Source organism: Laspinema sp. D2d, assembly GCF_025370755.1.
Lineage (GTDB): Bacteria > Cyanobacteriota > Cyanobacteriia > Cyanobacteriales > Laspinemataceae > Laspinema.
Map to the genome: position 1 here is coordinate 90290 of NZ_JAMXFC010000009.1, position 26624 is coordinate 116913.

The following is a 26624-nucleotide window of genomic DNA, read 5'->3' on the forward strand; positions in this document are numbered from 1 at the left end:
TGGTCAACCAAACAGATGTATCCTGCGGCACATTTAACCCTCTCCATTGAGATTAAAATTTTTAATTCATGTTCCCGGTTCTGATTGGATTCAACTCCGAATGGAAAAACCTACTTGGATCATACCTGATAAATGTCCGTACTTATAATAAAAATTCGGTTAAACTGCTAATTAATGTCGTGCATTCCTCTCTAATCGGTTTAATCTCATGCGTAAAACGAAGATTATCTGCACCCTCGGTCCGGCTAGTAGCGATCGCAATACCATTAAACAAATGGTTTTAGCGGGAATGGATGTAGCTCGCTTAAACTTCTCCCACGGTGACTATGCCACTCACGAACAAAATATCCGCACCATTCGCGAAGTCTCCGCCGAATTAAATAAACCGATCGCGATTATGCAGGATTTACAAGGTCCGAAAATCCGAGTCGGAGAAATGGAAACTGGGGTGATTCTTCATCCTGGGGATCAAACCATCATTACCATGCTAGAGCTTCTCGGCAATGCTCAACGTTTTAGTTCCACCTATAAAGGATTAGCTGATGATGTTAAAGAAGGAGACTTAATTCTCATTGATGATGGTCTAATTTGTATCCAAGCCAATCGAATTTATGAAAAAGAAATTTACGGAACGGTAATTTATGGCGGTCCGGTCAAAAGTCACAAAGGAATTAACCTCCGCCATTCTTCAATTTCTGCTCCAGCCATGACTCAAAAAGATATTGAAGATTTGAATTTTGGCTTAGAACAAAACATTGATTATGTTGCCCTCTCTTTCGTGCGGGAAGCCTCAGATATCAAAGAAGTTAAAGGCGCAATTAGGCGCAAAGATAAAAACGCTCATGTTATTGCTAAAATAGAGCGTCATGAAGCCCTGGATTGTTTAGAAGAGATTGTAGAAACCGCAGATGTCGTGATGGTAGCCCGGGGAGATCTAGGGGTAGAAATTCCCTTAGAGCGGGTTCCTACGCTCCAAAAGTCGATTTTACAAGCCTGTCGAGTTCATCAAAAACCTGTGATTGTCGCAACTCAAATGTTAGAGTCTATGATTCACAATCCGCGCCCGACTCGTGCGGAAGTCTCTGACATTGCCAATGCGATTTATGATGGCGCAGATGCCCTGATGCTGTCAGGAGAAACGGCGGTGGGCGATTATCCGATTGAGTCGGTGAGAACAATGGCGCTGATTGCGGAAACTGCTGAGGCTCAATTAACTACTTCCCGACAATATGTCACGGGAATTGAGGCATATTCTATTGGAAATTCGGTGGTTCATGCAGGCTGTCAACTGGCGGAAAATCTCCATGCAAAGGCACTAATTTGTTTTACAGAGCATGGATTTACCGCCCGGTTATTGTCGAAATATCGTCAATCTATTCCGGCGATCGCAGTCACTACCGATGAGTTTATTCAGCGGCGCATTGCGCTATATTGGGGATTGCAATCGTTGCAACTTCAAGAGGTTTCTAATACAGATGAAATGATTGTTTTATTAGAAAAAACAGTCTTGGAACAGAAATTGGTCGGGAAAGGCGATCTGGTGGTAATTATTGCCGGGTTACCCCTCCCCATTACCGGCGTAACTAACCTGATTAAAGTGCATCGTATCGGGGAAAGTTATGCAGTGTAAGGGAAAGAAATAGGACTTCCCCAGTCTTTACCCCTAAACCCATAATATAGAAGTGAGTCAGGGAATCGCCTCTATATTATGGGTTTAAGGCAATGAGACATGAGTTAGGGGTTGGAACCCTTGCTTGCTGTCTGTTGAATTTTAGAATAAACAGTTTAAAATAGTTGGCAGTCGAGTCAATTAGGAATCAATTCAATGCGTTTACCTCAAAAATTAATGCTTCTCGGGTCCGGCGAACTGGGGAAAGAATTTACGATCGCCGCTCAACGTCTCGGGAATACAGTTATTGCTGTTGATCGCTATGCGAATGCTCCCGCAATGCAAGTTGCGGATTATTCGGAAGTGATTTCTATGTTAAATCCGGACGATTTGGAACGCATCGTCAATCACCATCAGCCTAATTTTATTATTCCCGAAATTGAAGCCATTCGCACAGAAAAATTGCTAGAATTTGAGAAAGATCGGGGCATTGTGGTTATTCCCACGGCGAAGGCAACCAACTACACCATGAATCGCGATCGCATTCGGGAACTCGCCCATCGAGAATTGGGCATTAGAACTGCTAAATATGCTTATGCTACCACCTTAGAGGAATTAATCGCCGCTTCAGAAGAAATCGGATTTCCCAATGTGGTTAAACCCGTGATGTCTTCTTCCGGAAAAGGTCAATCAACGGTACGCGATCGCAGCGAAGTAGAGGCATCCTGGAACTATGCGATCGCCGGTTCCCGAGGGGATACTCAAAAACTAATTGTTGAGGAATTCATTGAGTTTGAACTCGAAATTACTCTCCTCACAATCCGCCAGTGGGATAGTCCCACCTTGTTTTGTCCGGCGATCGGTCATCGTCAGGAACGAGGCGACTATCAAGAATCTTGGCAACCGGCAGATATTTCACTAGAACGAATCCAAGAAGCAGAGGCGATCGCTCAAAAAGTTACCGATGCTTTAGGCGGTGCAGGTATTTTCGGCGTCGAGTTTTTTATCACTAAAAATGAGACGATTTTTTCCGAACTCTCCCCCCGTCCCCACGATACCGGCATGGTAACCCTCATCTCCCAAAATCTTAATGAATTTGAGCTTCATCTGAGAGCCATTTTAGGGCTGCCTATTCCTAAAATTGAACAATTGGGTCCTTCTGCCAGTGCCGTTATTTTAGCCCAAGACTATTCCGATTCAATTTCTTATCAAGGGGTAGCCGATGCCCTCATCGAACCGGATGTTGATTTAAGATTATTTGGTAAACCCGATTCTCGTCCTTTCCGCCGCATGGGAGTCGCTTTAGCAAAAGGTCAAACCATTGCAGAAGCAAGGGCAAAAGCAACCCGGGCGGCTAATACTGTCAAAATTGGCAAATAATCCCTGAAAAAGCCTAGGGCATCGGTACAGAAACAGGAAAAACTGGGGTTTTTGGCAATATTTCTGCCCTTTAACACCCAGTTTGGGCCAAAAGCCAGGTTTTTGCTGTTCCTTCTTTAATCCGATACCGATGCCCTCAATCAATGACTCGCCCAGGGGGCTAAATTTAACCTTAAATGTTGGACTGCCAGATTCTTGGTAACTCTGTCTGGGGGATGAGGGATAAATCTCTCTAGTGAGGGAGCCAGTTTTTCCTTTTATTTTTGGATAATAGTAACAGTTTCTAAATAAACCCTCCTACTATCGGCGTGCCTTAGTCTTGGCTTTTGCCAGGACTAAGCATTCTTTCTACAGATTAATTGAAGGGTAGAAGACTTAAAGAAATATTTTTAGGGGTTCTTAATTTAAACCCCTCCATTATTTTAAACGATACTTCCATCAAAATTTTAGAGTTTTTTTCCATCTGTTTCTGACTTTATTGATGAATTCCCGTTAAGCCAGCCCATTAGAAATAAATCAAGGAGAATCCCTTAAAATGTTAAACAATTTAAAAGCCAGCTTAATAGCATCTGGAGTTGTGGCGTTAATGCTGCCTGTTTCCAAAGTGGCGATCGCCCAAGAATATCCCGGTTGTTTTATGATTGATTCTTCCGGCCAAGCCCTGAATCTCAATAATCTCTGTGAACCTCCCTTGCAAACCGCCAGACCGGGCAACCTCGCCCCCGGACAAGGGGAAAATGTCCCAGGGGCCGAGGTAGGAACCCCCGGTCAGGTCCAAACCCTCCCCGATGGCAGCACTCTTCAAACCCTCCCGGATGGTACGACTATTCAAACCCTCCCCAATGGCACAACAGTGACAACTCGGACGGGTTCTAACCCGATTCAAACCCTGCCCGGACAAGCCCCACAAGGTATTCCCACTCCTCAGCAGGTTTCTCCAGGGACTTCCACTCAGCAGCAAGTTTCTCCAGGGACTTCCACTCAGCAGCAGGTTTCTCCAGGGACTCCCACTCAGCAGCAAGTTTCCCCAGGGACTTCCACTCAGCAGCAGGTTTCTCCAGGGACTCCCACTCAGCAGCAGGTTTCTCCAGGGACTCCCGTTCAAACGAATCCTGAGAATTTTCAAGTTAATCCTGGGGTTCAGCAGCAAGTCAATCCCGGAGTTCAGCAGCAAATTAGTCCCGGAGTTCAGCCGCAACAACAGCAAATTAGTCCCGGGGTACAGTAAAGGTTAGAAACCGGGTTTTTTACCCCTGCGCAACCCCTTGGGCCTAAAAACCCGGTGTTTTGTCTGCTGATCTCTAATACTGTACGGACCCCCAGCCGTTCCCGGTAAACCACTCCGTCATCAGGGGAGGCCAGCCGATTGCGTATGATAGAGGGAGACCTTCAACCCCTATACTGATAAATTCCGTGTCAGTCAATCGCACTATGACCCGTAAGCATTCAGGGCATCCCTTGGGGCGTCTGCTGGAATATGGACATCAATATCGCGTTCAAATCTGGCAGGCGATCGCCTGTTCTATTCTCAATAAATTGTTTGACTTGGCACCTCCGGCCCTGATTGGGGCGGCAGTAGATGTGGTTGTCAATGAAGAAAACTCTTTCGTTGCCCGATTTGGAGTGACTGATGTCTTAGGACAATTGCTGATTCTCAGTGGGCTAACCTTTATTGTTTGGGTGTTGGAATCGGTCTTTCAGTATGCTTACGATCGCCTCTGGCGGAATCTGGCCCAAACCCTACAACATGATTTACGCCTGGATGTTTATCGCCACTTACAAGACCTAGATTTGGCCTATTTTGAGGAGCGTTCTACTGGCGGTTTTATGTCTATCTTAAATGATGATATTAACCAATTAGAACGCTTTTTGGATGTCGGGGCGAATGAAATTCTCCAGGTCGTCACTACGGTGATTATCATTGGCACTGTCTTTTTTGTGTTAGCGCCGTCGGTGGCCTGGATGGCACTCTTACCGATGCCTTTTATTATTTGGGGTTCGATCGCCTTTCAGAAATTGCTCACCCCGCGCTATGCTGAAGTTCGAGAACAGGTCAGTTTGCTCAATAGCCAACTCAGCAATAATTTAAGTGGAATTACCACGATTAAAAGCTATACGGCTGAGGTTTATGAGAGCAAACGTATTGGACGATTGAGCGAAAATTATCGTCAAAGCAATCGACGCGCAATTGCTTTATCGGCGGCGTTTATTCCCTTAATTAGAATTATTATTCTGGTGGCTTTTACTGCAACCTTATTATTTGGGGGTCTAGCTACGGTAGAAGGGAATCTGGCGGTGGGAACGTACAGTGTTTTAATCTTTTTAACTCAGCGGTTATTATGGCCGTTAACGCGGTTGGGTCAGACTTTAGATTTGTATCAACGGGCAACGGCTTCTGTCGCCCGCGTGATGAATTTATTAGATACCCCGATCGCCACCCATCCGGGGAACAAACCGTTACCGTTTCAGACAGTACGGGGCGAAATTCAATGGCGAGATGTTAGCTTTGCTTATTTTGAGCGCAATCCGGTGATTAATCACTTATCCCTAGAGATTCCTGCCGGAAAAACTATTGCTTTAGTGGGCGCGACAGGTTCGGGGAAAAGTACAGTGGTGAAGCTGTTGCTGCGACTGTATGAAATTCAGTCCGGAAGTATTACCTTAGATGGGATAGAATTGCGCGATATTCAGTTGCAGGATTTGCGACGGGCGATCGGGTTAGTGAGTCAGGATGTGTTTTTATTTCATGGAACTGTCGCTGAAAATATCATTTATGGCAGTTTTGATGCCAGCTACGAGGATGCAATTGAAGCAGCAAAACTAGCAGAAGCTCATGATTTTATTATGGAACTGCCCCAAGGGTATGACACCATTGTAGGAGAACGGGGGCAGAAACTTTCTGGGGGACAACGACAACGGTTGGCGATCGCCCGGGCCCTGTTGAAAAATCCGCCGATTTTGATTTTAGATGAAGCGACATCAGCGGTGGATAATGAAACGGAAGCGGCGATCGGGCGTTCGTTGGAACGAATTACGCAAAACCGCACAACGATTGCGATCGCCCATCGTCTCTCTACCATCCGAAATGCGGATTGCATTTATGTCATGGATCGGGGAGAATTGGTAGAACGCGGCACTCATGAGGAACTTCTGGAACGAGGAGGGATTTATGCAGGGTTATGGCGTGTACAAATGGGTTTAAAATAATCCAATTTATCCAATCGCAACGCAAGAGTAAATAGCAATGACTGGTTTTTTACCGGGGAACCTTCAGCCAGAGAAAGCCGAGGACCGATGGCGTTATGAATTAGCGGATTTTGCCAAAGCTCACCAACAGGAATTAGCCGCTCTTTCCTGGGGCCTCTGGCTAGAAAATCAACATAATGGCAGCGTGATGGGAATCGACTTACAACCCACACCCCATTTTATTTACTGCCCAAAAGAGGCGGTGCTTAAACTCAATGAAACCGTGGGGAGTTTCTTACAAGAAGTCGTGGGAATTGTTGAGGGGTTTAATCCAGAAACTGAGGTGCTTCTCGTGGGGATTAATCAAGGGCAGCTAAAGGTGATAGAATTTGTCACCGATCCACCCCCTCCCCAATGTTTTGAAATGATATCTACGGATGTGGATACGTTATTGGACCGATTAGAACAGGGTCTGGCAGAACGGGTCAAAGGGTAAGCGTTACAGGACTGGGTTGAGGGGAAGGGTAACGGTAAACGTCGTCCCTTGACCCAGTTGGCTTTCCACGGTAATTTGACCCTGATGCAAATCCACGGACCGTTTGGCGATCGCCAATCCTAACCCGGTTCCGGGAATGGTTCCCACATTAGAAGCCCGAGAAAAGGGGACAAACAAGGTGTTGATTTCTTCAGGGTCAATGCCAATTCCGCGATCGCAGATTTGAAAAACTACCTCATCGAAATCAAAAGATAGGGTAATTAAAATCTCCCCTCCTGCCGGAGAATACTTAATCGCATTGGCAATTAAATTATTGAACAAATGCCACAGTAATTTTTGGTCGAGGTAGGCGGTCCGAGATTCTCCTTTTTGGGTAAAAATTAGGCGATATTCATTTCCAGCACTCAATTGAAAGGTTTCCACAATCCCCTCACAAAACGAGGCCAAATTTAAAGGGGCAGGGTTTAAACTGGTTTTTTGAAAATCCGCCTTGCCAAATTTTAAAATATCTTCCAGTAACTGATTCAAGCTTTCCGTTGCCGTCACAATTTGTTCCAGATGTTTTTGGGTTTTTTCTGGGGGCCAATTACCCACATACTCCTGAATTAATTCGGCTGAAGATTGAATCGTCGTCAGGGGATTGCGAAATTCATGAGCTGCCATTGACAAATACTGCGCTTTAATTTTGCTCACTTCTTCGGCATTATCCCGCTTCTTTTCGGCGGTAGAAACTGCTTTTTTGACCTCCAATTCTGCCTGATGCCGGGAGAGAGCAATTTCGATAGTTACCCAGAGTTCAGTTTCCCGAAAGGGTTTGAGAATGTACCCCAAAGGCTGAGTTACCTTCGCCCGTTTTAAAGTATTTTCATCGGCATAAGCGGTCAAATAAACCACCGGAATTTCTAAGGTTTCCCGAATTTTATCCGCTGCCATAATGCCATCCATCAGCCCTTGCAGCATGATATCCATCAACACTAAATCCGGCTGATGAATTGCCGCAGCGGCAATGGCTTCTTCTCCGGATGCCACGATATCCACCACCTCATATCCCATTTTTTCTAGGCGCAGGGCAATATCTTCGGCAATAATGGCTTCATCTTCTACAACCAGAATTTTATGTGACATGACAGGTTTCCCCCAACTTTAATCGGTACGATGAGACAGAATTCCTGTCCCTCAAGTTTTGTGTCAATTATAAAACTGAAATCGCCTGGGGTAAAGCACAAAGAGGTTGGAAATTAAACCTAGTTGCGGGTCCCCGGAACAGCATTAAAGACCTTGGGGAGAGGGAAAGGTAATTTGAAAGCAAGCTCCGTGACTATTTTTAATATCTAGGGTTCCCCGTAATTGTCGAGTCAGCGCACGGACTAAGCGCAGTCCTAAAGAGGTGGTTTTTTTGAAGTCTAATTCGTCAGGTAAGCCCCGCCCTGTATCGCGCACCATCAGATTTAATTGCTGATTATCTTGAGCTGTCAATTCAATAAAGATGGTTCCTGCTCCCTCATCAATAAAAGCGTGTTTGAGGGAGTTTGACACCAGTTCATTGAGCAATAATCCGCAGGGAATAGCGGTATCTAAGTTAAGAGAAACATTTTCAATGTGCAGTTTTAAGCGAACTTTTTGCGGGCTAATATTATAGCAGGCAAATAAGTTGCTGGTCAGACTTTCAATATAATCATTGAAATCTATTTTAGCGAGGGTATCCGAGTGGTAAAGTTTTTCATGAATCAAGGCCATTGAAGCAATGCGGTTCTGACTATCGCGTAAAATTGATAAAATTCGCGGTTCTTCAATATAAGAACTTTGCAGGGAGAAGATACTGGAAATCACCTGCAAGTTATTTTTGACGCGATGATGCACTTCTTTGAGGAGGAGTTCTTTTTCTTCGAGGGAGGCTTTAATTTGGAATTGGGCTTTTTTGCGATCGCTCAATTCAACTTGCAGCCGTTCATAAAGTTCTGACTGCTGAATAGCGATGGTCAGTTGAGTGGCTAGAGAGGCTAAAAGGTCAATTTCCCAGCCTTGCCACTGCCGGGGTCCTGAACATTGATGAGCAATTAATAATCCCCACAGAGTATTTTTTTCAATGATGGGAACGACCAATTTTGCTCGGACTTCAATGCTTTTCATAAACTCCACTAAACAGGGGAGCACCTGTCCAGCATCCCGATCCACTAAGGCACAAATTCGTCCTTCGATATACCGTTGATAATTTTCCGTGGGAAACACTTCTGGGGGGAAAACTCGATTTAAGACTTTCAGCCAACCGGGTTTAACAGCTTCAGCGATCGCACTGCCGGTTCCATCCTCCCAAACACGATAGACGAGGACGCGATCGCACCCGAGCACTTGCTGCACTTCCTCAACGGTGGTGCTCAAAATCGCCGTTAAATCCAAAGATTGGCGAATCCGTTGGGCGATCGCCCCCAGCAACCGTTCCCGTTCCACCTGTTGCCGCATCGCCTCTTCCGCCTGTTTGCGATCGCTGATATTCAACATCACTCCATCGGCAATGACATCCCCATTCTCCATCCAAGTATAATGGGTATTGTCTTGCACCCACTTCAGTTCTCCGGACGCACTAATAATGCGAAATTCCTGATGATCCCGGGGTTGTTGTCTCCCCCCGAGGGAGGCAATGCGCTCACGAAACCCCTCGCGATCGTGGGGATGGACCCGGCCAAATAATCCCCATAAATCGGCCATTGCATCCATTGGGTCGATGCCGGTGAGTTCTTTAATGCCATCGCTGATAAAGGGCACTGTAATTCGTCCATCGGTGCGCATGATCGCCCGATACATCACCCCAGGCAAGTTGGCGGCGATCGCGGAAAACTGGCGATCGCGTTGCTCTCGTCGGGCAATTTCAATTTCTAGCCGTTCCACCGTCCGGGCTAATTCCGCAGTTCGCTCTTGTACCAACGCTTCTAGGCTTTGATTTTGGCGATCAATCTTAGAAATCAATTGATCCCGTTCCTGCTCCGCCTGTTTTTGCTCTGTGATATCTTGTACCAGAGATAAAATCGAAATCGGATGTCCCCCCTCATCTAACAGCGCGGAATTATGCCACTCACACCAAATTACTTCCCCGTCTTTTGTATAGTTTCGGTGATAAACCACATTGTGAGATTCTTCTCCCTCAATGAGGCGAGTGACGGCTTCCGCAACTAAGCCTTCATCTTCCGGATAGTTACAAGGCCACTGTTGCCGAGGAATACCGATGACCTCTGCCGCCTTCCAACCCAGAATTTTTTCGGCTTGGGACGACCACCGCTTTACTCCGATCTCACAATCCCACTCGATCGCCCCTAGGGGAAAATTTTCTACATGAAAGGTTAATCTTTGGTAAGCCTGCCGCAGTTCTTCTTGATTCGATGGGAGACTTTCCCTACCCTCCAAGGGGGGACGGGTGGGGGCGGCCCAGTTAGTCATCCGGTTCTCTGGCTGTTGGCTAAAATTTTGCATTCCTTCCTTCCCGAACTCAAACCCCTCAAGGTTTCACAACTGCTATTTTCCAGCGGCAGTGGCTTTCCTGACGACCTCCAGCCGAGAACCCCAAACCATCTCGGGGGTCGAGTTTTGGTCCCTGACGCTTTCCAGATTTGGCCTGAACCCGCCGGTTTTTTGGACTCCCAAGGGAGGAATTCCGTTAATCCTAGGCTTTCACGACAAAAATCCCAGAGAGTTTACGTCAGGGTGGGCACTGCCTGCATTCCCTAATTTTAGGGTTTGCCATCTCTTTATATTCTGTCGTGAAAAAGACCCAGTTGCCAAAAAAGTTTGACAACTGGAGAACAGCAGGGGAGAAGTTCAGGACCTTCCCCATTCCAGAATGTGCTTCGCCGTCATCTGGGGTTGTTCTAAATGAGGAACGTGACCACAGTTGGGAATCCAGATTAGCTTACTTGAAGCGATCGCTTCTGAGAATTTGTAAGCATCTGCTGTTCCCAAAATTTGGTCATCTTCTCCCCATAAAATTAGAGTCGGTTTCTCTACCTGCTCAATTTTATCCGCTAAAAAGTTGTAACCGCCGCTTTTGGTAAAAGCAATTGTACCGTGATCCCACCCCGGCATCTGTAAATGGAGACTCGCACAAGCGGCGGCATCTGCTGACGCTAACGCGCGATCGCAATACGCTTTCAAACTGATTTGTTGGCGAATTCGAGGATTTCTTAAAAATTGGGTTGCCAAATACCCCAAGGGAGGAAACATCATTTTCCCCATTGCCGGACCCTTGGCAAAACCGGCACTATCAATTAATACCAATTTTTCCACCGCATTGGGGTAAGATAGGGTAAAATCGAGGGCCGCTGCACCTCCCATCGATACCCCTACTAAAATCATCGGCTGTTGAATGAACTGAGTCCAAAATTCATATAAATGGGTTTTAATTGCCCGGGGTGTAATCGGGATTTCTGGCAGGCGATGGGTAAATCCAAATCCCAATAAATCCATCGCCCAAGTTTCCTGTTCCCCTGCCAGCAACGGCAGCAAACGGCGAAACTCAAACACGGAACTATCAAACCCATGTAGCAACAAAATCGGCGAACCCCCTTGACCTTCCCGAACAAAACTCGTGGGAATTGGGCGATCGCTCAAGGAAGTCAGGATATCCTGACATTCAATGCTCTGTGCCAGGGCGATCGAAGTGGATTCAGTCAAAAACTCAACAGCAGAAGGCAGAAAACTCGGAAACATCATTTTAGCTAGAGTCCAAAAGTGTCAGTTGCAAGACACTCAATCAACGGTAAACTAAAAATAGCACGTCAAAGCAGCAATTAAAATTATGGTTTCTCTCGCTCCCACACCCACAGAACTTCCCAAATTAGATGAATTTGCCCAAGGATTACCCAATATTTGCGGCTGGGAAAAATCAGTTCGTTCTGTGGTTCAACACAACGAACCTGTATTTTTGCCTATTACAAATATCCGATTAGAAGATATTAGTGCTGCATTTGCGATCGCCTTGCATATGCACCAACCCACCATCCCTGCCGGACCCAATGGTGAGTATATCGGCCACTTACAATATATGTTTGAACATACCGGCGAAGGCGATAATCACAATGCCGGACCCTTCTCCTGGTGCTACAGTCGCATGGGGGAATTTATCCCTGAACTCGTTGCCAACGGTTGTAATCCCCGAGTCATGTTAGATTACTCGGGCAATTTATTGTGGGGATTGCGACAAATGGGACGCCATGATGTCATTGATAGTCTCAAACGCATCACCTGCGACCCCCAATATTATCTCCATGTTGAATGGTTAGGAACCATGTGGAGTCATGCCGTAGTTCCCTCCACTCCCCTGCCGGATCTCAAACTACATATTCAAGCATGGCAACATTATTTTGCTTCAATTTTTGGCTGGGAAGCCCTCGCCCGAGTCAAAGGATTTTCTCCTCCAGAAATGCACCTTCCTAACCATCCGGATACCCTTTTTGAGTTTATCAAAGCCCTCAAAGAAAGTGGCTATCGCTGGATTATGGTTCAAGAACATTCTGTGGAAACCTTAGAGGGTCATAGCCTCGGATACAAACATCTTCCTCACCGCCTAATTGCTCGAAATTCCAATGGGGAAACCACCAGCATCACCGCTTTAATTAAAACCCAAGGGTCTGATACAAAATTAGTGGCTCAAATGCAGCCTTATTATGAAGCCAAAACCCTGTCTAAACAACAAATTGGTTCCGTGACTGTTCCCCCGATTGTTACCCAAATTGGGGACGGGGAAAATGGAGGCGTGATGATGAATGAATTTCCCGATGGATTCAAACGGACCACCTATGAAATCGCCCAAAATAATGGGGGAAAATCGGGAACTGTTGCTCTGAATGGGACGGAATATTTAGAACTCATTGAAGCCGCAGGCTGTTCCCCGGAGGATTATTCTCCTTGTCAAGCGGTGCAACAACATAAAATCTGGCAACGGCTTGATCCAGAGAATGTCACCCCAGAAAAAATGGCCGAGGCGATCGCGCAGTTAAAGCAAGAAGACCATCAATTTCATGTAGATGGTTCCTCCTGGACGAATAACCTCAATTGGGTGCAAGGCTATGAAAATGTAGTCGGACCGATGAATTCCCTCAGCGCCCTATTTCATCAAAAAATCGATCCGCTCATGGGTGATGAAAACTTTACCCAAGAACCGCGTTATCGTCAAGCCTTACTGAACAATTTGTTAACCCAAACCAGTTGTTTCCGCTACTGGGGACAAGGAATGTGGACTGACTTCGCCCGGTCCATTTATGAACGGGCGATCGCGCAGTTAAATAACGACTTTTAACCCTCTAAGTTCAACATCAAGACGTCAGTCCTGATTAATAAACCTCCTGCTTTCATTCTGGATTGATCCCCCTCCCGTCCCCCTTAGATCCCCCTCCCGTCCCCCTTAAGAAGGGGGAAGCCAGAGGAATGAATGTTTATTTAACGGGGGAAGCCAGAGGGATAATTGTTTGTTTAACGGGGGAGGCCAGAGGAATGAATGTTTAATTGCTGGGGGAAGTCAGAGGAATACTTGTTTGTTTAACGGGGGGTTCAAGAAATTTATGCAAGAAGTCTAATATTTGTAGTAAGGAATTTCCATAAAAAAAGGCGGCATTACGAGGTCTTAATGCATTACTAAAGCCCCCCTTAATAAGGGGGGTTGGGGGGATCTCCCCTACAAGTTTTATTTTTTGGAGTTCCCTAACGACTGAAGTTGTTACTACTTAACGGGGATATCCATCTCTAGGGTTCTGACTAGAAATGCCCATTTATCAGCAGCTTCTTCAATGATTTTTGCCGTGGGTTTTCCGGCACCATGTCCCGCTTTGGTTTCAATGCGAATCAAGACGGGTGCATTGGAGGTATGTGCTTCTTGTAAGGCAGCGGCGAACTTGAAACTATGTGCGGGAACAACGCGATCATCGTGGTCCGCTGTAGTAATCAGCGTGGCGGGGTAGGCAGTACCGGGTTTGAGGTTATGTAAGGGAGAGTAAGCATACAAGGCTTTAAATTCATCGGGATTATCCGGGGAACCGTAATCAGAACACCAGGCCCAGCCGATGGTAAACTTGTGGAAGCGTAACATATCCATGACGCCGACGGCAGGGAGGGCGGCAGCGAACAGGTCCGGACGTTGTGTCATACAGGCACCGACTAATAATCCGCCATTGCTGCCACCGGCGATCGCCAGTTTCTGGGGTCGCGTGTACTGATGTTCGATTAACCACTCCGCAGCGGCAATAAAATCATCAAATACATTTTGTTTATTGAGCTTCGTCCCCCCTTGATGCCAATCTTCTCCGTATTCTCCCCCACCGCGCAGATTGGGAATGGCAATGATGCCGCCTAGTTCCATCCAGACGACTTGGGAAACGGAAAAACTCGGGGTGAGGGAAATGTTAAATCCCCCATATCCATACAAATAGGTGGGATTATTTCCATCCCGTTGAATTCCCTGTTTATGGATAATGAACATCGGCACTTGAGTACCATCTTTACTGGGGTAAAAGATTTGCTCCGTTGTATAGTTATCCGGGTTAAAGTCTACCTCGGGTTTTCGATACAGGGTACTCTCCCCCGTCACCATATTGTAACGATAAATCATGGGTGGGGTGGTAAAGCTGGTGAAACTATAAAAGGTTTCAGTATCGTGGCGTTTGCCATTAAATCCACCGGCAGAACCAATTCCCGGTAATTCGACTTCTCGAATGAAGGAACCATCGAGGTTAAATAGTTTAATTTGACTGCGAGCATCTTTGAGATAATCGGCGACAAACTGATTATTTAAAAGGCCAATACTTTCTAAGGTTTCTGGTGCTTCGGGAATGAGTTCTTGAACCTCACGGGTACGAATATTCAGGGAAATCACCCGACTCCGGGGGGCATTTAAGTCCGTTTGAAACCAAAACAAATCCCCTTCTTTATCGATGAACCCATACTGTGCTTCAAATTCGGTAATTAATTCGATGACTTCCGCATCAGGATGGGTTAAATCTTTGTAAAATACCAAATTTTTCGGGTCGGTACCGCGCCAGACGGAGATAATGAGAACGGTGCCATCTTCACTGACTCCCCCGCTAAATCCCCATTCTTTTTGGTCGGGACGATGATAGATTAAAATATCATCCGATTGGGGAGTGCCGAGGCGATGGTAGAAGAGTTTTTGATAATAGTTAACATCTTCATATTGACCTTTGGTGTTGGGTTCATCATAGCGACTATAGAAAAACCCTTGATGATCGTGGGTCCAAGAAGCCCCGGAGAATTTAAGCCATTTGAGATGGTCGGATAAATCTTCGCCGGTTTCAATGTCACGAACTTTCCACTCTTGCCAATCCGAACCGGAGGAAGAGAGGCCATAGGCCATGAATTGAGCATTTTCACTAATGGCAATCCCCCCTAGGGCGATGGTACCATCTTCAGAGAGCTTGTTGGGGTCGAGTAAGACCCGAGGTTGATCATCAAGGTGATTGAGGACATAGAGAACACTTTGATTTTGGAGTCCATCGTTTTTAAAATAAAAATACCGATCGCCTTTTTTAAAGGGGATACCGTATTTTTCATAATCCCAAAGTTCCGTCAAGCGATGTTTGAGGCGATCGCGTTGAGGAATTTCGTTAAGATAAGCAAAGGTCACCGTATTTTGCGCTTCTACCCAAGCTTTGGTTTCCTCAGCGTCAGGGTCTTCCAACCAACGATAGGGGTCGGAAATCTGGATACCGTGGTAGTCATCCACGATATCGCTTTTACGAGTCTGGGGATAGCTGAGGGTTCCGTCGAAATAGGACATACACTTAGGGAATTAAGGAGTGTATTCTAGTGTAGCGTTTTGCCTAGAGGATTGAAGCATTGCCTGTGAGTGTGATGGCGTTTGTACCTACTGACTATAATGGGCGATCGGCAGCGATCGGGTCCCAGGATCCCCCTTCCGAATCAAGACCCCTCCCTCGGGAGGAATGGGGATAGAACCGCCACAGGTGGGGGTAATAGCAACCCCGAGGGCCATTTGCAGTTTGAGGCTGGAACTCGGATTCCCCAACCCGAGGCGATCGGTAATCATCTCCAGATTTTCCCCTCAGTCGAGGCAGAATAGAAACAACTCAATTGCAGTTGCAATTGAGTTCTACTCGTCACCGAATTTTTCCCCACTCCATGTACCCTAACAAGAGAGAAAGGGAAAAACATCGGGTGTAGAAACAGCTTAATGCTAGGGTAGGGTCTAAATCCTCCGGGGTGTCACCCCATAGGGGGAGCACGACTCTCTCAAACTCTAACTGATCCTGATCCAGCGCGGCTAGGACTAAGGGTTTTCTGAAACAGATAACCTGTCCTGGAGCGTCTACAGAGCGGTTATCAGGGAAAAATGCCCTCTTGTTTACCCCGGTCTAAAGCGGACCCCGAGAAAGTGGGTATCCCCCCTAAATCGCCTGTATCAATGAATGGAGGAATTGTCCGTTGCCTGGACTACATAAATTAGATTGAGGTAAATGCTTCCAGTTCCGACTTATTTAGAATACAAGCGCCAGCAATTGGGTAGCCAACAATGGGAAGTATAAAAAAGCCGTTTTGAATTAACCCCGTATTCGAGTGAAGTTGACCCTTTCTTTTTTTACAGTGCTACATTTTTTACTATGGCTAAAATCCTAATTGTTGATGATGACATCACCGTGCAGCTCGTCCTCCAGGACTTACTCGAAAGCGACGGACATCGCATCACCGTAGCGTCTGATGGGACCGAGGGCTTGCGTCTGGCTAGAGAACTAGAACCTGACTTGATCGTTTGCGATTGGATGATGCCCGGACTCGATGGATTAGAAGTGTGTCAAAAAATCAAGTCTGACCCCGAACTTGCGCCGATGTTCTTCATCCTGCTCACCGCTAGGGAAGAAGTGGGCGATCGCATCAAGGGACTCAACACAGGAGCCGATGATTTTCTCTCCAAACCCATCGAAACCGAAGAGTTTCTGGCACGGATCCGAGCCGCCTTACGATTGCAGGGCTTAACCCAGGAACTCAGCCAAGCCAATCAGCAGTTAGAAGCCTTAGTCGAAGTGCAGCGCCGACTCCTCGCCTTTAAGGGAGACACCACCACAGATAATAGTCCCAGCTACCCCTATACGGAAATTCTCAAACCCTTGGGACAAGCGGCTCATGCCAGTCGAGTCTACCTGTGCCAAAATCCACCCCTGTCTACGGGGAATTCCACGCAAACCGCCCATTCTCCCCTTTTGGTGGCCCAGTGGAGTTGCGAAGAATTAAAAATTAAACCCGGATCCGACACCACTCCCCAACCGGCGCAATGTTTCTCCTTAAAAGCGCCTGTGTTGATTGAGCGGTGGGTGTCCCTGTTGGCGCGAGGAGAAGTCATTGCTGATGTTGTGAGTAACTTTCCCGACTCCGAACGGGAAATTTTAGAACAATCCGGGATTCAATCCCTGCTGATTTTGCCCCTGATTGTGCATGGGGAATTCTTTGGATTTATTCGCTTTGACAATTGCACCGAACCTCGGGTCTGGTCCGAGTCAGAAGTCTCCATCCTTCAAGCTGCTGCTGCTGCGGTCTCTCTACATAAAGAGCGGGCCTTAGCGGAAGTGGCCCTGCGGTCTTCGGAAGCTCGCTATCGGGCCATTGTTGAAGATCAAACGGAACTGATTTGTCGGTTTGCCCCCGATGGTACCCTAACCTTTGTGAACGATGCCTACTGCCGGTATTTCGGCGTGAGTCGCAAAGAACTCATGGATGGATCGGTGGTCTCTTTGATACCCGATATCGATCGCAATCCGGTTACCATGCCCGTGGTTACGCGGGAACGCCGGGTCATCCTGACCAATGGAGAAGTGCGCTGGCAACAATGGACCGATCGCGCCATTTTTGATGCCCAGGGGGTGTTGAGTGAGTTTCAAGCCGTGGGACGAGATATCACGGAACGTAAATTAGCCGAGGCAGCGGTTCAAGCCAGCGAAGAACGGTTCCGCCAATTAGCTGAAAATATCGAAGAGGTCTTTTGGATTAGCGATCCAGATTATAGTCAAATCCTGTACGTTTCCCCCGCCTATGAGGAAATTTGGGGACTAGAACGCCAGGAATTGTATGAGAAACCCACCGCCCGTTTAGAGGCAATTCATCCCGACGATCGCCAAGCCGTCCTGACTGGATTGATGCCGTTAGATCGCCTTGATCGCGAATATCGAATCATTCGGCCCGATGGTTCTATCCGCTGGATACGCGATCGGGGTTTTCCCATCCGTGATGAAGAAGGCAAAATCTACCGCATTGCCGGAATTTCTGAAGATATCACTGAAATCAAACGCGCTGAAGAGCAATTGCGTCATGCCTTGGCGAAAGAACGAGAAATCATGGAGTTTAGAACCCGGTTTGTTTCAATGGTTTCTCACGAATTCCGCACCCCCATGACTACCATTCTTTCTTCCGCTGATTTACTCGAATATTATTTAGAGGAATGGCCCCATGACAAACTGGATAAAAAGTTCCAAGCCCTCCATCGCATTCAATCGGCTACGGTGAACATGACCCAACTCCTGGAAGATGTCTTGTTCATCGGGCGGGCCGAAATGAGCCAACTTCCCTTTAATCCACAGCCCCTTGACCTCGCCCCGTTTTGTGAAGGAATTGTAGAGGAATTTCAGTTTTCTGCAACCAAAAATTACAAGATTAATTTTGTTCAACATTACTCTAAAGAGTTTTTGAGCAATAAATTTCGGAAGCCTTATTTTGATGAAAAATTATTACGATATATTCTAAACAATCTGCTTTCCAACGCGATTAAATACTCTCCGGAGGGGGGAGAGGTGTATTTTGAATTAACCTGTACCGAAACCGATGTAATTTTTATGATTAAAGACTCGGGGATTGGGATTCCCTCCGATGAAATCCCCCGCCTGTTCCAAACGTTCCACCGCTGCGGAAATGTCGGAAATATTCCCGGTACAGGGTTGGGGTTGGCAATGGTTAAACGCAGTACCGACTTACATGGCGGGGAAATTTCCGTCAAAAGTGAGGTAGGATTCGGGACCGCATTTACCGTTAGACTTCCTTTGTATAGCCGACAGCGAGAAGAAGATTCAACGTCGCAGCAAGTGGGATAATTATCCTCAGCCGATTATCCTGATCCGTCTGTGCTCAATTCTGCCGCTTCCCGAATTTTGGGGAAGTGGAAATGACTGTTTAACGGGTCTGGGCGGGTGCTGTTCTGATAAACTATCTCTTATGATGACTGAATACTTTGCAACGGTTGCTCGGGGTTTAGAACCCATTGCTGCTCAAGAATTAGAACGGTTAGGTGCGCGGGATGTTCGTCCGGACTTTACTGGAGTCCATTTTTCGGGCGATCGCGCGTTACTTTACCGAGTTAATTTATGGGGAAGAACGCTGTTTCGAGTTCTGGTTCCAATCCGAGAATTTTCTTGTCCCAATGCGGAAATCCTGTATCAAGAAGTCCAATCTATTGATTGGGAGGCGTATCTCGATCCCGGTAATACTTTGGCGGTGAACTGTACCGGCAGCAATCAGAAACTCAATCACACTCATTTTACTGCATTACAGGTCAAAAATGCGATTGTAGACCAACAGCGCGATCGCACGGGAGAACGGTCTACGGTGGATCCGAAGGACCCGGATTTGTTGCTAAATCTGCATATTCATGGCGATCGGGCTATTCTCAGTTTAGATAGTTCGGGAAACAGCTTACATCGACGCGGATATCGTCCAGCAATGGGGACTGCACCCCTGAAAGAAACCTTAGCGGCAGCTATTTTAGAACTGGCTGAATATTCCCCAGAACAAACCTTTTTAGACCCCCTTTGTGGGTCCGGAACTTTACCTTTAGAGGCGGGTTTAAAGGCATTAAATATCGCCCCCGGATTGTTTAGAGAACGGTTTGGATTTATGAGTTGGCGCGATTTTGACCTAGAACTTTGGCAGGATATCCGCCAAGAAGCCCTAGACGGTCAAAAAGGAGAATTAGCGGCCCCCATTTACGGCAGCGATCGCGATCGGGATGTGATCCAACAAGCGTATCTGAATGCGGAAAACTGTGGATTAGATGCTCACGTTCACTTTTCCATTCAAGAATTTTATCAGATAGAACCCCCTGCCGAAAGCGGGATTTTGATCTGCAATCCTCCTTATGGAGAACGTCTCGGTGAAGTTCATCAACTCGGGGATTTTTATAAATCTATGGGAGATATTTTAAAACAGCGTTTTACCGGATGGACCGCTTATATTTTATCCGGGAACAAAGAACTTACCAAAAAAATTGGGCTGAAATCTTCAAAACGCATTCCCATTTACAACGGTTCCTTACCTTGTAGCTTACTTAAATATGAATTGTATTAAGTTTGAGGTCAGATGACTCGGTAGGGGAAATCCCTGGGGAAACCCCCTACCAATTTTACTTAGTCTTTCTCAATTTTAACCGATAGAATTTTATCTCCAGCGCGAATCGAGTTGACGACATTCATATCTTCGGTTTTACCAAAAACCGTATGTTGTCCATCTAAATGGGGTTGGGGAGAGTGGCAAATAAAGAATTGACTTCCCCCGGTATTACGCCCTGCATGGGCCATTGATAATGTACCCGCTAGATGTTTTTTGGGGTTAATTTCACAATTAATTTTATAACCCGGACCCCCAGTGCCGGTTCCATTGGGACATCCCCCTTGGATCATGAAATTGGGAATGACGCGATGGAAGGTTAATCCATCATAAAACCCACTTTCCGATAATTTGGTAAAATTATCCACGGTATTCGGGGCATCTTTATCGAACAGATCCAGATGAATCGTTCCTTTGTCGGTTTCCATAATGGCGCGAGGCATAGGTTTCTCCTTCAATTGATTCAGATTTAAGGGCGTTCTCAGTAGGTGCGATCGCCCATGACAGACCTATATTACCTTAGAGCGTCGGTTGTTGGGGAGATGGGGGAAATTGGGGAGATTGGGGAGATTGGGGAGATGGGGAGGATGGGGGAGATTGGGAGGATGGGGGAGATGAATTTTTTGCGTTCATCTTTGGGAAGCATGATGTTGATTACGGCTGGATTGTTGTACTGTAATACTGAACAGATTGGAGTCAATTATGGATAGCGAACAAACTCAAGAAATTCTCAGTTTGCGGGAGAGAAAGTTAACGCCAAAGCAAATCGCCCGCAAAATGGGATTGAAAGTCTCAGACGTTACCGGGTTTTTGAAGGAACAAGCGGAACAAGTAGCGATCGCCCGTGAGGAATCTGGAGAATTACCCCCTTTAGTCGAGTGTTTAGTCAATACCAATTGTCTGCACAGGCTGTTTCCACCCGAAGATGAACTCAACCCAGCCTCGGACGAAGATGAGGATGACGAAATCCATAACAAGAGAGGGCCGGGTTTTGCAATAGTTACCGTAACGCGATCGCCTGGATTTAATCGCTATATTACTTGTAATTACCTGGTCGATTATTGGTGTTTAGGGGTCAAAGATGCCTCGGGACCGCGCAAATACAACCGCAGTGAATATGAAAGAATTATCAACTTGTATTATGACTCCTTAATTGGAGGTTCTGAGAGAATTTCCTTAACTGAGGCTCAAGCCATTGTCTGGGGTGCGGTTGAATATGCCGAAAAATTAGGCTTTAAACCCCATGCGGATTTTGAAAAAGCCAAAAAGTATTTAGGGGAATGGGATCGGGAAGTTGAAATCGAATTCGGAGACAATGGAAAACCTTTATATCATAGCGGACCCTACGACAATCCTACCTCAATTATTAATACCTTGAACAAGTCGGTGGGCGAAGGAAACTATCATTATATAGTCGGATTAAATCCCGATAACGAGGAGTTCTCTGACTTTATCTAAGTCAGTTTAAATAAGGTCAATGGGTATCAAAATGTTGATTATTCCCAGTTTTGACACCCATTGAGTTTAGCTTGCATTAAATGCCATTTGCCAAAATTCTGTTTCAAATTGAGCGATGGTGATTACCGTTTGTTCCGCTTCTTTCTGAACCTCCGGTGAGGCATCCTTGAGCATTTCATCCGCTTGTTGTTCTAACAATTTGACGTAATCGGTAAAGCCCGGATTTCCCCAGCGATCGGCAAATTCAGTATAGGGTTCCGGCATGGGTCCGGGCAATTGCCACCCTTGATTATAAGCTAACTCTACCGCCCACAATCCTGTTGTTTGGACGGCATAAGGAGTCCCGGCGAGATTTGCTAAAAATTGGCTGTATTCTTCACAGGTGCGCTGTTTAGCAACATCCAAGGATAAATTCCGTTCAGCCGCTTTGATTTGAAACCAATTCAATTCATCTTTTAAGGCGGTTAGTCCCCCTAACAATACATCAAAATGATGGCGAGGCGCAACGGATAAAATTCGGGCTACCATCCGCGTAAATTCCACCACAAATTGATAATCCTGCACGAGCCAAGTATTAAATTGCTCTGGAGTAATCGTGCCTTGTTTACACCCGTCTAAAAACGGATGCACCGTGGCTTTCTGCCAAATTGGTTGATGGGTTTTCAGGATTTCTTGACAGGTGAGGGTCATAATTTCAGGAGAATAAACAATAGGTTTAGAGTCAATAATTTGGGGATAAAATTGCCCCACTGGGTTATAAAAGTGGCTGAAACCGCCTGGGGTTCATACCAAATCCGGTTGTTAAAAGTCGGGTTTTTCTTCAGCCCGCGCAGGCGCGTTTACGTCTGTGGAGCTAGGCCTTTGAGGGTACAGGGTTTTATAGACTGATCACAACCGGATGCCGGATTAGTTGCTAGAATAGGCGCTTTCTATTTCAGCTAATTCCATCCAACGTTCCGTAGCTACTTCGATTTCATGGGCCAAATCCTGAACTTTTTGATGAAGTTTTTGGACTTCAGTAACAGCCCCGGGTTCAGCATGATAAAGGGCTTTTTCCGTTGCGGCTTTTTCGGCTTCCATTTCGGCAATTTTGGTTTCGAGTTGCTGATACTCTCGCTTTTCCTTGGAGGAAAGTTTGCGCTGGCGATTTTTATCCCAACTGACCCGTTCCGACTTGTCAACGGTGGCGGTTGGGGAGTCGGATTTTTTCTCGGGTTGGCTGGCTGTTGCCAGACGTGCGGCTTCTGCGGCTTCGGCTTTTTGGTATTCGAGATAAACTGTATAATTGCCGGGGTACTGCCGGAGGTTACCCCCTTCTTGTAAGGCAAAAATGGTATTGACGGTGCGATCGAGAAAATAGCGATCGTGGGAGACAACGATCGCACATCCGTTAAAATCATCCAGGTAATCTTCTAGGACGGATAACGTTTGCACGTCTAAGTCATTGGTCGGTTCGTCCAAAATGAGAATATTGGGCGCACTCATCAAGACGCGGAGTAAAAACAGTCGCCGTTTTTCGCCTCCGGAGAGTTTATGAATGGGTAAATATTGTTGATTCGGGGGAAACAGAAACCGTTCTAACATTTGGGAGGCAGTAATTTGGAGTCCGTCGGCAGTTTTCACTAATTCCGCTTCTTCCTTGACGTAATCGATCGCCCGTTGATTTTGATCCGCAGCGGCGAGTAAATCATCACAGTGTTGGTCAAAATAACCGATATGGATGGTACTGCCAATCTCTACGGTTCCTGAATCCGGGGCAAGGCGTCCCGTAATGATATCCAGTAAGGTGGATTTGCCGATGCCATTTTTGCCGATAATTCCGATGCGATCCTCGGGACTAAATTTATAGGAAAAGTCCTGGATCAAGGTGCGATCGCCATAGGATTTCTTGACATTTTCTAGCTCGATCGCCTTCTTGCCAATCCGCCGACTGGCGGTGGAAATTTCCACCTTCCCTAAACTCTGTTTAAACTCCTTATCCTGGAGATCCATCGCCCGACCAATCCGAGCTTTTTGCTTGGTACTGCGGGCTTTGGGTCCGCGACTGAGCCATTCTAATTCCCGGCGCAATAGCCCATAATGTTTGCGTTCCTGACTGGCGGCTGCTTCTTCGGCGAGGGCTTTTTTTTCTAAATAATAAGAATAATTTCCGTCATACGTGTAAAGTTCACCGCGATCAAGTTCAATAATCCGATTGGTGACGCGATCGAGAAAATAGCGATCGTGGGTAATCAGCAAAATTGCCCCGCGAAAGCTATTTAAGTAACTCTGTAACCACTCCACGGAAATTGCATCCAGATGGTTTGTCGGTTCATCCATCAACAGCACATCTGGATCACTCAGTAAAGCCGCAGCCAGGGCGATGCGTTTGCGGTATCCCCCAGAAAGGGTGCCGATTTGGGCGTCAAAATCTTCGATTCCTAACTGACTGAGAATAATTTTGGCTTGGGTTTCCAGTTCCCATGCGCCGCTGGTTTCCATATTGTGCATGACTTCGGATAACCGCGCCATTAACTGCCCATCTTCAGGGTTGCGGGCAATTTTATGACTGAGGTCCTCATATTCACGGACCAGGTTCATGCGATCGCCACAGTCTGCAAAAACCTGTTCTAATACCGTCCGGTTTTCATCCAGATCCGGTTGCTGTGGGAGATACACGATTCTCACCCCAGAATTTACCAAGATTTGTCCGCCATCCACGGGTTCTAAGCGGGCAATCATTTTCAATAGGGTAGATTTGCCAGATCCGTTCGTGCCGATCAAGCCAACTTTATCGGTGGGATTGAGGCTAAAGCTGGCATCCCGGAGGATTTCTTTAATGCCAAAATCTTTTTTGACGGATTGCAGGGTAAAGATGCTCATCGACTTCCTTTGTACGGCACAGACTCCTCCTTTGTATTATCCCTCAGTCTTTGCTTCGTGGGTAGTGCTTCGGGGTGAATCGCCCTAGAATCGTCTGGCTGCCTAGGACTTGAAACCGAGTTTCTTCACAACAAATCAGGCAATCAGTCAGCAAAACCCGGTGAAAAAATCGGGGTTTTCATGAAGCCGCCCCGGACAAGAAACCGGGTTTTTTCATCCAATATCCCTCAGTTAGCCAGACCTCGGTTATAAAAATCCAGGCTCTAATGGCGGTAAAGTCCCCGGGGGGATCGCTCCTGTTGCTCACCTTCAGCTAGTTGGGGATCGGCGCATTATGAGACGAAATTTGGGAAAACAGAGAGAGTAGAGGATCTATTATCATACCATTCCTAGTTTTTTATTTTGCAATAGTTTTATTGATAAATATTGATAATTTCCTGAACTTCAACGCCATAGAATTAAACTAGCTTGGACTCAAGGGGGTTGAGATCTCCCGATTGGGTGAGATTGTTAATCCAACCTTGAGAAATCCCTAAATTTAGGTCTACCTGGGGAGTGTTTTTTTCTCTTCCTGTAGATGAGAGGCTGATGTATAGGAAGCTGATCCCCAGCCCAGGCGATCGCCTCTCCTATCTGAGAATCGCTTCAATCTCCCCTCCTCTGTAGGGGCGTGAAGGCTAAAACCATCCGAGGACCTAGGGCTGACCCTCATCGGACATCGGGACCTGAAGGGACCATTTTCCCTGGAAAAACCGAAATACAGGTGCATTGTTATGAATCCAGACCCGCTAAACCCTCAAATCCACGGCGATCGCGCGGCGATTCAACTCTGGCTGCAACAACAGCCTCCCCATAAACGCCGCGATCGCTGCCTCTGGGTGAGAGAGTTTTTAGCCTTTGTCGGGAAACCCCTAGCGGTGGTTACCTTAGTCGATGTCCGCGCCTTTGCTCAAAGCCTTGCTGCCCGGGGCATCCCACCCCGACAAGCTCAAGCGCGATTGTCTGTGATCAAGTCTCTCTTTACCTATGGGTATCGTCAGGGGCAGTGGCCCGTCAATATTCCCCTCCAACATTGGCCCAAAGTCCGGGTTAAGGGACCCTCACCTTCAGGTTCAGCAATTCTCACTGAGATTTGGTCTCATTTAGAATCTACCCTCAGACAGAGATTTGGGCGACGGTCTCGGAAACCCGTGACCCCTCAGAAGCAGGCCGTGTTTTGGAGTGGCGTCTGTTTAGCCGGGGTGGCGTTAGTGATTCCAGCCCATCTCAACTCTCAAGCGGAAACCCCTGAAGAAATCACCCTTTCCCAGCCCACACCCCAAGTTCGACGTCAGAGGGTCGCAGACCTCAAAGCGGCTCATGTCCAGGCTTTTCTCGATACGATCGCCTGGGCTGAAGGGACTGCCGGTCCCTCGGCTTATCGGATGCAGTTTACGGGGACTGAGTTTGCGAGTTTTCAGGATCATCCCCGGGAAATTAGATGTGGGTCCGGGCTTTGTTCCGATGCCGCAGGCCGATACCAGTTTCTGAGTACCACTTGGGACCGCATGGCTAAAAAAATAGGGGCGTCTGATTTCTCCCCGGCCAATCAAGACCGCGCCGCGATCGCCCTGTTGGATGAATATGGGGTCTTAGAAGATATTGAAGCGGGTTCCTTCACCTATGCGGTCATCGAGTTGATTCCCGTCTGGCCTTCCTTTCACGATGTAGGCAATGGCGATCGCGCCCGGGCGATCGCCCGGTTGGAACAGGTGTATCAGCAGAAATTACGAAAGCATTCTTTTGAGCAAGTAGCGTTCCAGCCCCAACATTAGCGATCGCTATTTGTGAAATTAGTTAATATTTGTTAATGTTTTGCGAAATCAACTCCCGGTAAGGATTTGAGCAACCCAAGGGGAAAATTTCCTTATTTAATTGTTTAAATTTATTCCCTATTGTTAACCCCAATGATAGAGGGGTTCTCTCCCCTCTATTCCTAAAAATCTCTGCCCCGGGGGGGAGTATTAACTGTAGTCATATCGAGACAATAGAAACATAAGGTAAAGCGAAACTAGGAGTAATCGCATCAATCAATAATAGGGCTGATTTGCCTCAGACTAACAGTGCGAATTGCAGATAAGATAGAATAACAATCACCAAATTTACCGCCCAAACCCTGGAAGCCTGACTCAAAGAGACTATCGATAATCTCGGGCAGCGACCTGCATTATTTAAAGATTCTTAACAATTTTTTCAACGGCTTCACTGAAAATT

At 46.7% G+C, this 26624-nt stretch carries 18 protein-coding genes; 10 read left to right on the forward strand and 8 right to left on the reverse strand.

Features of this window, described 5'->3' with window-relative positions; genetic code table 11:
* The first annotated feature begins 208 nt into the window (after positions 1–208).
* The 5 genes from pyk (at position 209) to NG796_RS08865 (ending at position 6671) form a co-directional block, all read left to right on the forward strand.
* Positions 209–1630, forward strand: coding sequence for a pyruvate kinase (gene pyk / locus NG796_RS08845; protein ID WP_261205543.1), 1422 nt, complete (start codon positions 209–211; stop codon positions 1628–1630).
* Positions 1631–1816: 186 nt separating this feature from the next.
* Positions 1817–2989, forward strand: a complete 1173-nt coding sequence (gene purT / locus NG796_RS08850) for a formate-dependent phosphoribosylglycinamide formyltransferase (protein ID WP_261205771.1) — start codon at positions 1817–1819, stop codon at positions 2987–2989.
* Between the two features lie 535 nt (positions 2990–3524).
* Entirely contained in the window at positions 3525–4217 is a 693-nt protein-coding gene (locus NG796_RS08855) for a hypothetical protein (protein ID WP_261205544.1), read from the forward strand.
* 203 nt (positions 4218–4420) lie between these two features.
* Positions 4421–6196 (forward strand): ABC transporter ATP-binding protein, encoded by a 1776-nt coding sequence (locus tag NG796_RS08860; protein WP_261205545.1) that lies wholly within the window; start codon positions 4421–4423, stop codon positions 6194–6196.
* 37 nt (positions 6197–6233) lie between these two features.
* Positions 6234–6671: a hypothetical protein gene (locus tag NG796_RS08865; protein WP_261205546.1), complete on the forward strand. Its 438-nt coding sequence runs from the start codon at positions 6234–6236 to the stop codon at positions 6669–6671.
* A gap of 3 nt (positions 6672–6674) precedes the next feature.
* Here the strand turns inward: NG796_RS08865 and NG796_RS08870 are convergent, their stop codons facing one another.
* The 3 genes from NG796_RS08870 to NG796_RS08880 all read right to left on the reverse strand — a co-directional run bounded on the left by NG796_RS08870 (position 6675) and on the right by NG796_RS08880 (position 11369).
* A complete protein-coding gene (locus NG796_RS08870; RefSeq protein ID WP_261205549.1) occupies positions 6675–7796 on the reverse strand; it encodes an ATP-binding protein in 1122 nt (373 codons plus the stop codon).
* 144 nt (positions 7797–7940) lie between these two features.
* Positions 7941–10136 carry a histidine kinase dimerization/phosphoacceptor domain -containing protein gene (locus NG796_RS08875; RefSeq protein ID WP_261205550.1) on the reverse strand — a complete coding sequence of 732 codons (2196 nt, stop codon included), beginning with the start codon at positions 10134–10136 and terminating at the stop codon, positions 7941–7943.
* A gap of 345 nt (positions 10137–10481) precedes the next feature.
* Positions 10482–11369 carry an alpha/beta fold hydrolase gene (locus NG796_RS08880; protein ID WP_261205774.1) on the reverse strand — a complete coding sequence of 296 codons (888 nt, stop codon included), beginning with the start codon at positions 11367–11369 and terminating at the stop codon, positions 10482–10484.
* Between the two features lie 88 nt (positions 11370–11457).
* Here NG796_RS08880 and NG796_RS08885 point away from each other — a divergent pair, with 88 nt between their 5' ends.
* Positions 11458–12957, forward strand: a complete 1500-nt coding sequence (locus NG796_RS08885) for a glycosyl hydrolase family 57 (protein ID WP_261205552.1) — start codon at positions 11458–11460, stop codon at positions 12955–12957.
* Positions 12958–13377: 420 nt separating this feature from the next.
* On the opposite strand, the gene NG796_RS08890 is transcribed toward NG796_RS08885, so the two are convergent.
* Entirely contained in the window at positions 13378–15447 is a 2070-nt protein-coding gene (locus NG796_RS08890) for a prolyl oligopeptidase family serine peptidase (RefSeq protein WP_261205562.1), read from the reverse strand.
* Positions 15448–15534: 87 nt separating this feature from the next.
* A complete protein-coding gene (locus NG796_RS08895; protein WP_261205563.1) occupies positions 15535–15717 on the reverse strand; it encodes a hypothetical protein in 183 nt (60 codons plus the stop codon).
* Between the two features lie 571 nt (positions 15718–16288).
* On the opposite strand from NG796_RS08895, the gene NG796_RS08900 reads away from it, so the two are divergent.
* Together NG796_RS08900 and NG796_RS08905 are read left to right on the forward strand one after the other, a co-directional pair.
* The gene (locus NG796_RS08900) at positions 16289–18763 is read left to right on the forward strand and encodes a PAS domain S-box protein (RefSeq protein ID WP_261205565.1); all 2475 of its coding nucleotides are present in this window, start codon (positions 16289–16291) and stop codon (positions 18761–18763) included.
* A gap of 124 nt (positions 18764–18887) precedes the next feature.
* The gene (locus NG796_RS08905) at positions 18888–20012 is read left to right on the forward strand and encodes a class I SAM-dependent RNA methyltransferase (protein ID WP_261205780.1); all 1125 of its coding nucleotides are present in this window, start codon (positions 18888–18890) and stop codon (positions 20010–20012) included.
* 59 nt (positions 20013–20071) lie between these two features.
* Here the strand turns inward: NG796_RS08905 and NG796_RS08910 are convergent, their stop codons facing one another.
* Positions 20072–20494: a peptidylprolyl isomerase gene (locus tag NG796_RS08910; RefSeq protein WP_261205566.1), complete on the reverse strand. Its 423-nt coding sequence runs from the start codon at positions 20492–20494 to the stop codon at positions 20072–20074.
* Between the two features lie 259 nt (positions 20495–20753).
* Between NG796_RS08910 and NG796_RS08915 the strand changes: the two genes are divergently transcribed.
* Positions 20754–21509: a DNA-binding response regulator gene (locus NG796_RS08915; protein ID WP_261205567.1), complete on the forward strand. Its 756-nt coding sequence runs from the start codon at positions 20754–20756 to the stop codon at positions 21507–21509.
* Positions 21510–21575: 66 nt separating this feature from the next.
* Here NG796_RS08915 and NG796_RS08920 read toward each other — a convergent pair whose 3' ends face one another.
* Positions 21576–22199, reverse strand: coding sequence for a TenA family transcriptional regulator (locus NG796_RS08920; protein ID WP_261205568.1), 624 nt, complete (start codon positions 22197–22199; stop codon positions 21576–21578).
* Positions 22200–22415: 216 nt separating this feature from the next.
* Entirely contained in the window at positions 22416–24371 is a 1956-nt protein-coding gene (locus NG796_RS08925) for an ABC-F family ATP-binding cassette domain-containing protein (protein WP_261205569.1), read from the reverse strand.
* 773 nt (positions 24372–25144) lie between these two features.
* Between NG796_RS08925 and NG796_RS08930 the strand changes: the two genes are divergently transcribed.
* Positions 25145–26185 carry a glycoside hydrolase family protein gene (locus tag NG796_RS08930; protein ID WP_261205570.1) on the forward strand — a complete coding sequence of 347 codons (1041 nt, stop codon included), beginning with the start codon at positions 25145–25147 and terminating at the stop codon, positions 26183–26185.
* Positions 26186–26624 lie beyond the last annotated feature (439 nt).

Bases quoted from the DNA above. Each gene is read 5' to 3' on its own strand.
- pyk (WP_261205543.1), top strand. From the start codon at position 209: ATGCGTAAAACGAAGATTATCTGCACCCTCGGTCCGGCTAGTAGCGAT.
- NG796_RS08855 (WP_261205544.1), top strand. From the start codon at position 3,525: ATGTTAAACAATTTAAAAGCCAGCTTAATAGCATCTGGAGTTGTGGCG.
- NG796_RS08860 (WP_261205545.1), top strand. From the start codon at position 4,421: ATGACCCGTAAGCATTCAGGGCATCCCTTGGGGCGTCTGCTGGAATAT.
- NG796_RS08865 (WP_261205546.1), top strand. From the start codon at position 6,234: ATGACTGGTTTTTTACCGGGGAACCTTCAGCCAGAGAAAGCCGAGGAC.
- NG796_RS08870 (WP_261205549.1), bottom strand. From the start codon at position 7,796: ATGTCACATAAAATTCTGGTTGTAGAAGATGAAGCCATTATTGCCGAA.
- NG796_RS08875 (WP_261205550.1), bottom strand. From the start codon at position 10,136: ATGCAAAATTTTAGCCAACAGCCAGAGAACCGGATGACTAACTGGGCC.
- NG796_RS08880 (WP_261205774.1), bottom strand. From the start codon at position 11,369: ATGTTTCCGAGTTTTCTGCCTTCTGCTGTTGAGTTTTTGACTGAATCC.
- NG796_RS08885 (WP_261205552.1), top strand. From the start codon at position 11,458: ATGGTTTCTCTCGCTCCCACACCCACAGAACTTCCCAAATTAGATGAA.
- NG796_RS08890 (WP_261205562.1), bottom strand. From the start codon at position 15,447: ATGTCCTATTTCGACGGAACCCTCAGCTATCCCCAGACTCGTAAAAGC.
- NG796_RS08895 (WP_261205563.1), bottom strand. From the start codon at position 15,717: ATGATTACCGATCGCCTCGGGTTGGGGAATCCGAGTTCCAGCCTCAAA.
- NG796_RS08900 (WP_261205565.1), top strand. From the start codon at position 16,289: ATGGCTAAAATCCTAATTGTTGATGATGACATCACCGTGCAGCTCGTC.
- NG796_RS08905 (WP_261205780.1), top strand. From the start codon at position 18,888: ATGACTGAATACTTTGCAACGGTTGCTCGGGGTTTAGAACCCATTGCT.
- NG796_RS08910 (WP_261205566.1), bottom strand. From the start codon at position 20,494: ATGCCTCGCGCCATTATGGAAACCGACAAAGGAACGATTCATCTGGAT.
- NG796_RS08915 (WP_261205567.1), top strand. From the start codon at position 20,754: ATGGATAGCGAACAAACTCAAGAAATTCTCAGTTTGCGGGAGAGAAAG.
- NG796_RS08920 (WP_261205568.1), bottom strand. From the start codon at position 22,199: ATGACCCTCACCTGTCAAGAAATCCTGAAAACCCATCAACCAATTTGG.
- NG796_RS08925 (WP_261205569.1), bottom strand. From the start codon at position 24,371: ATGAGCATCTTTACCCTGCAATCCGTCAAAAAAGATTTTGGCATTAAA.
- NG796_RS08930 (WP_261205570.1), top strand. From the start codon at position 25,145: ATGAATCCAGACCCGCTAAACCCTCAAATCCACGGCGATCGCGCGGCG.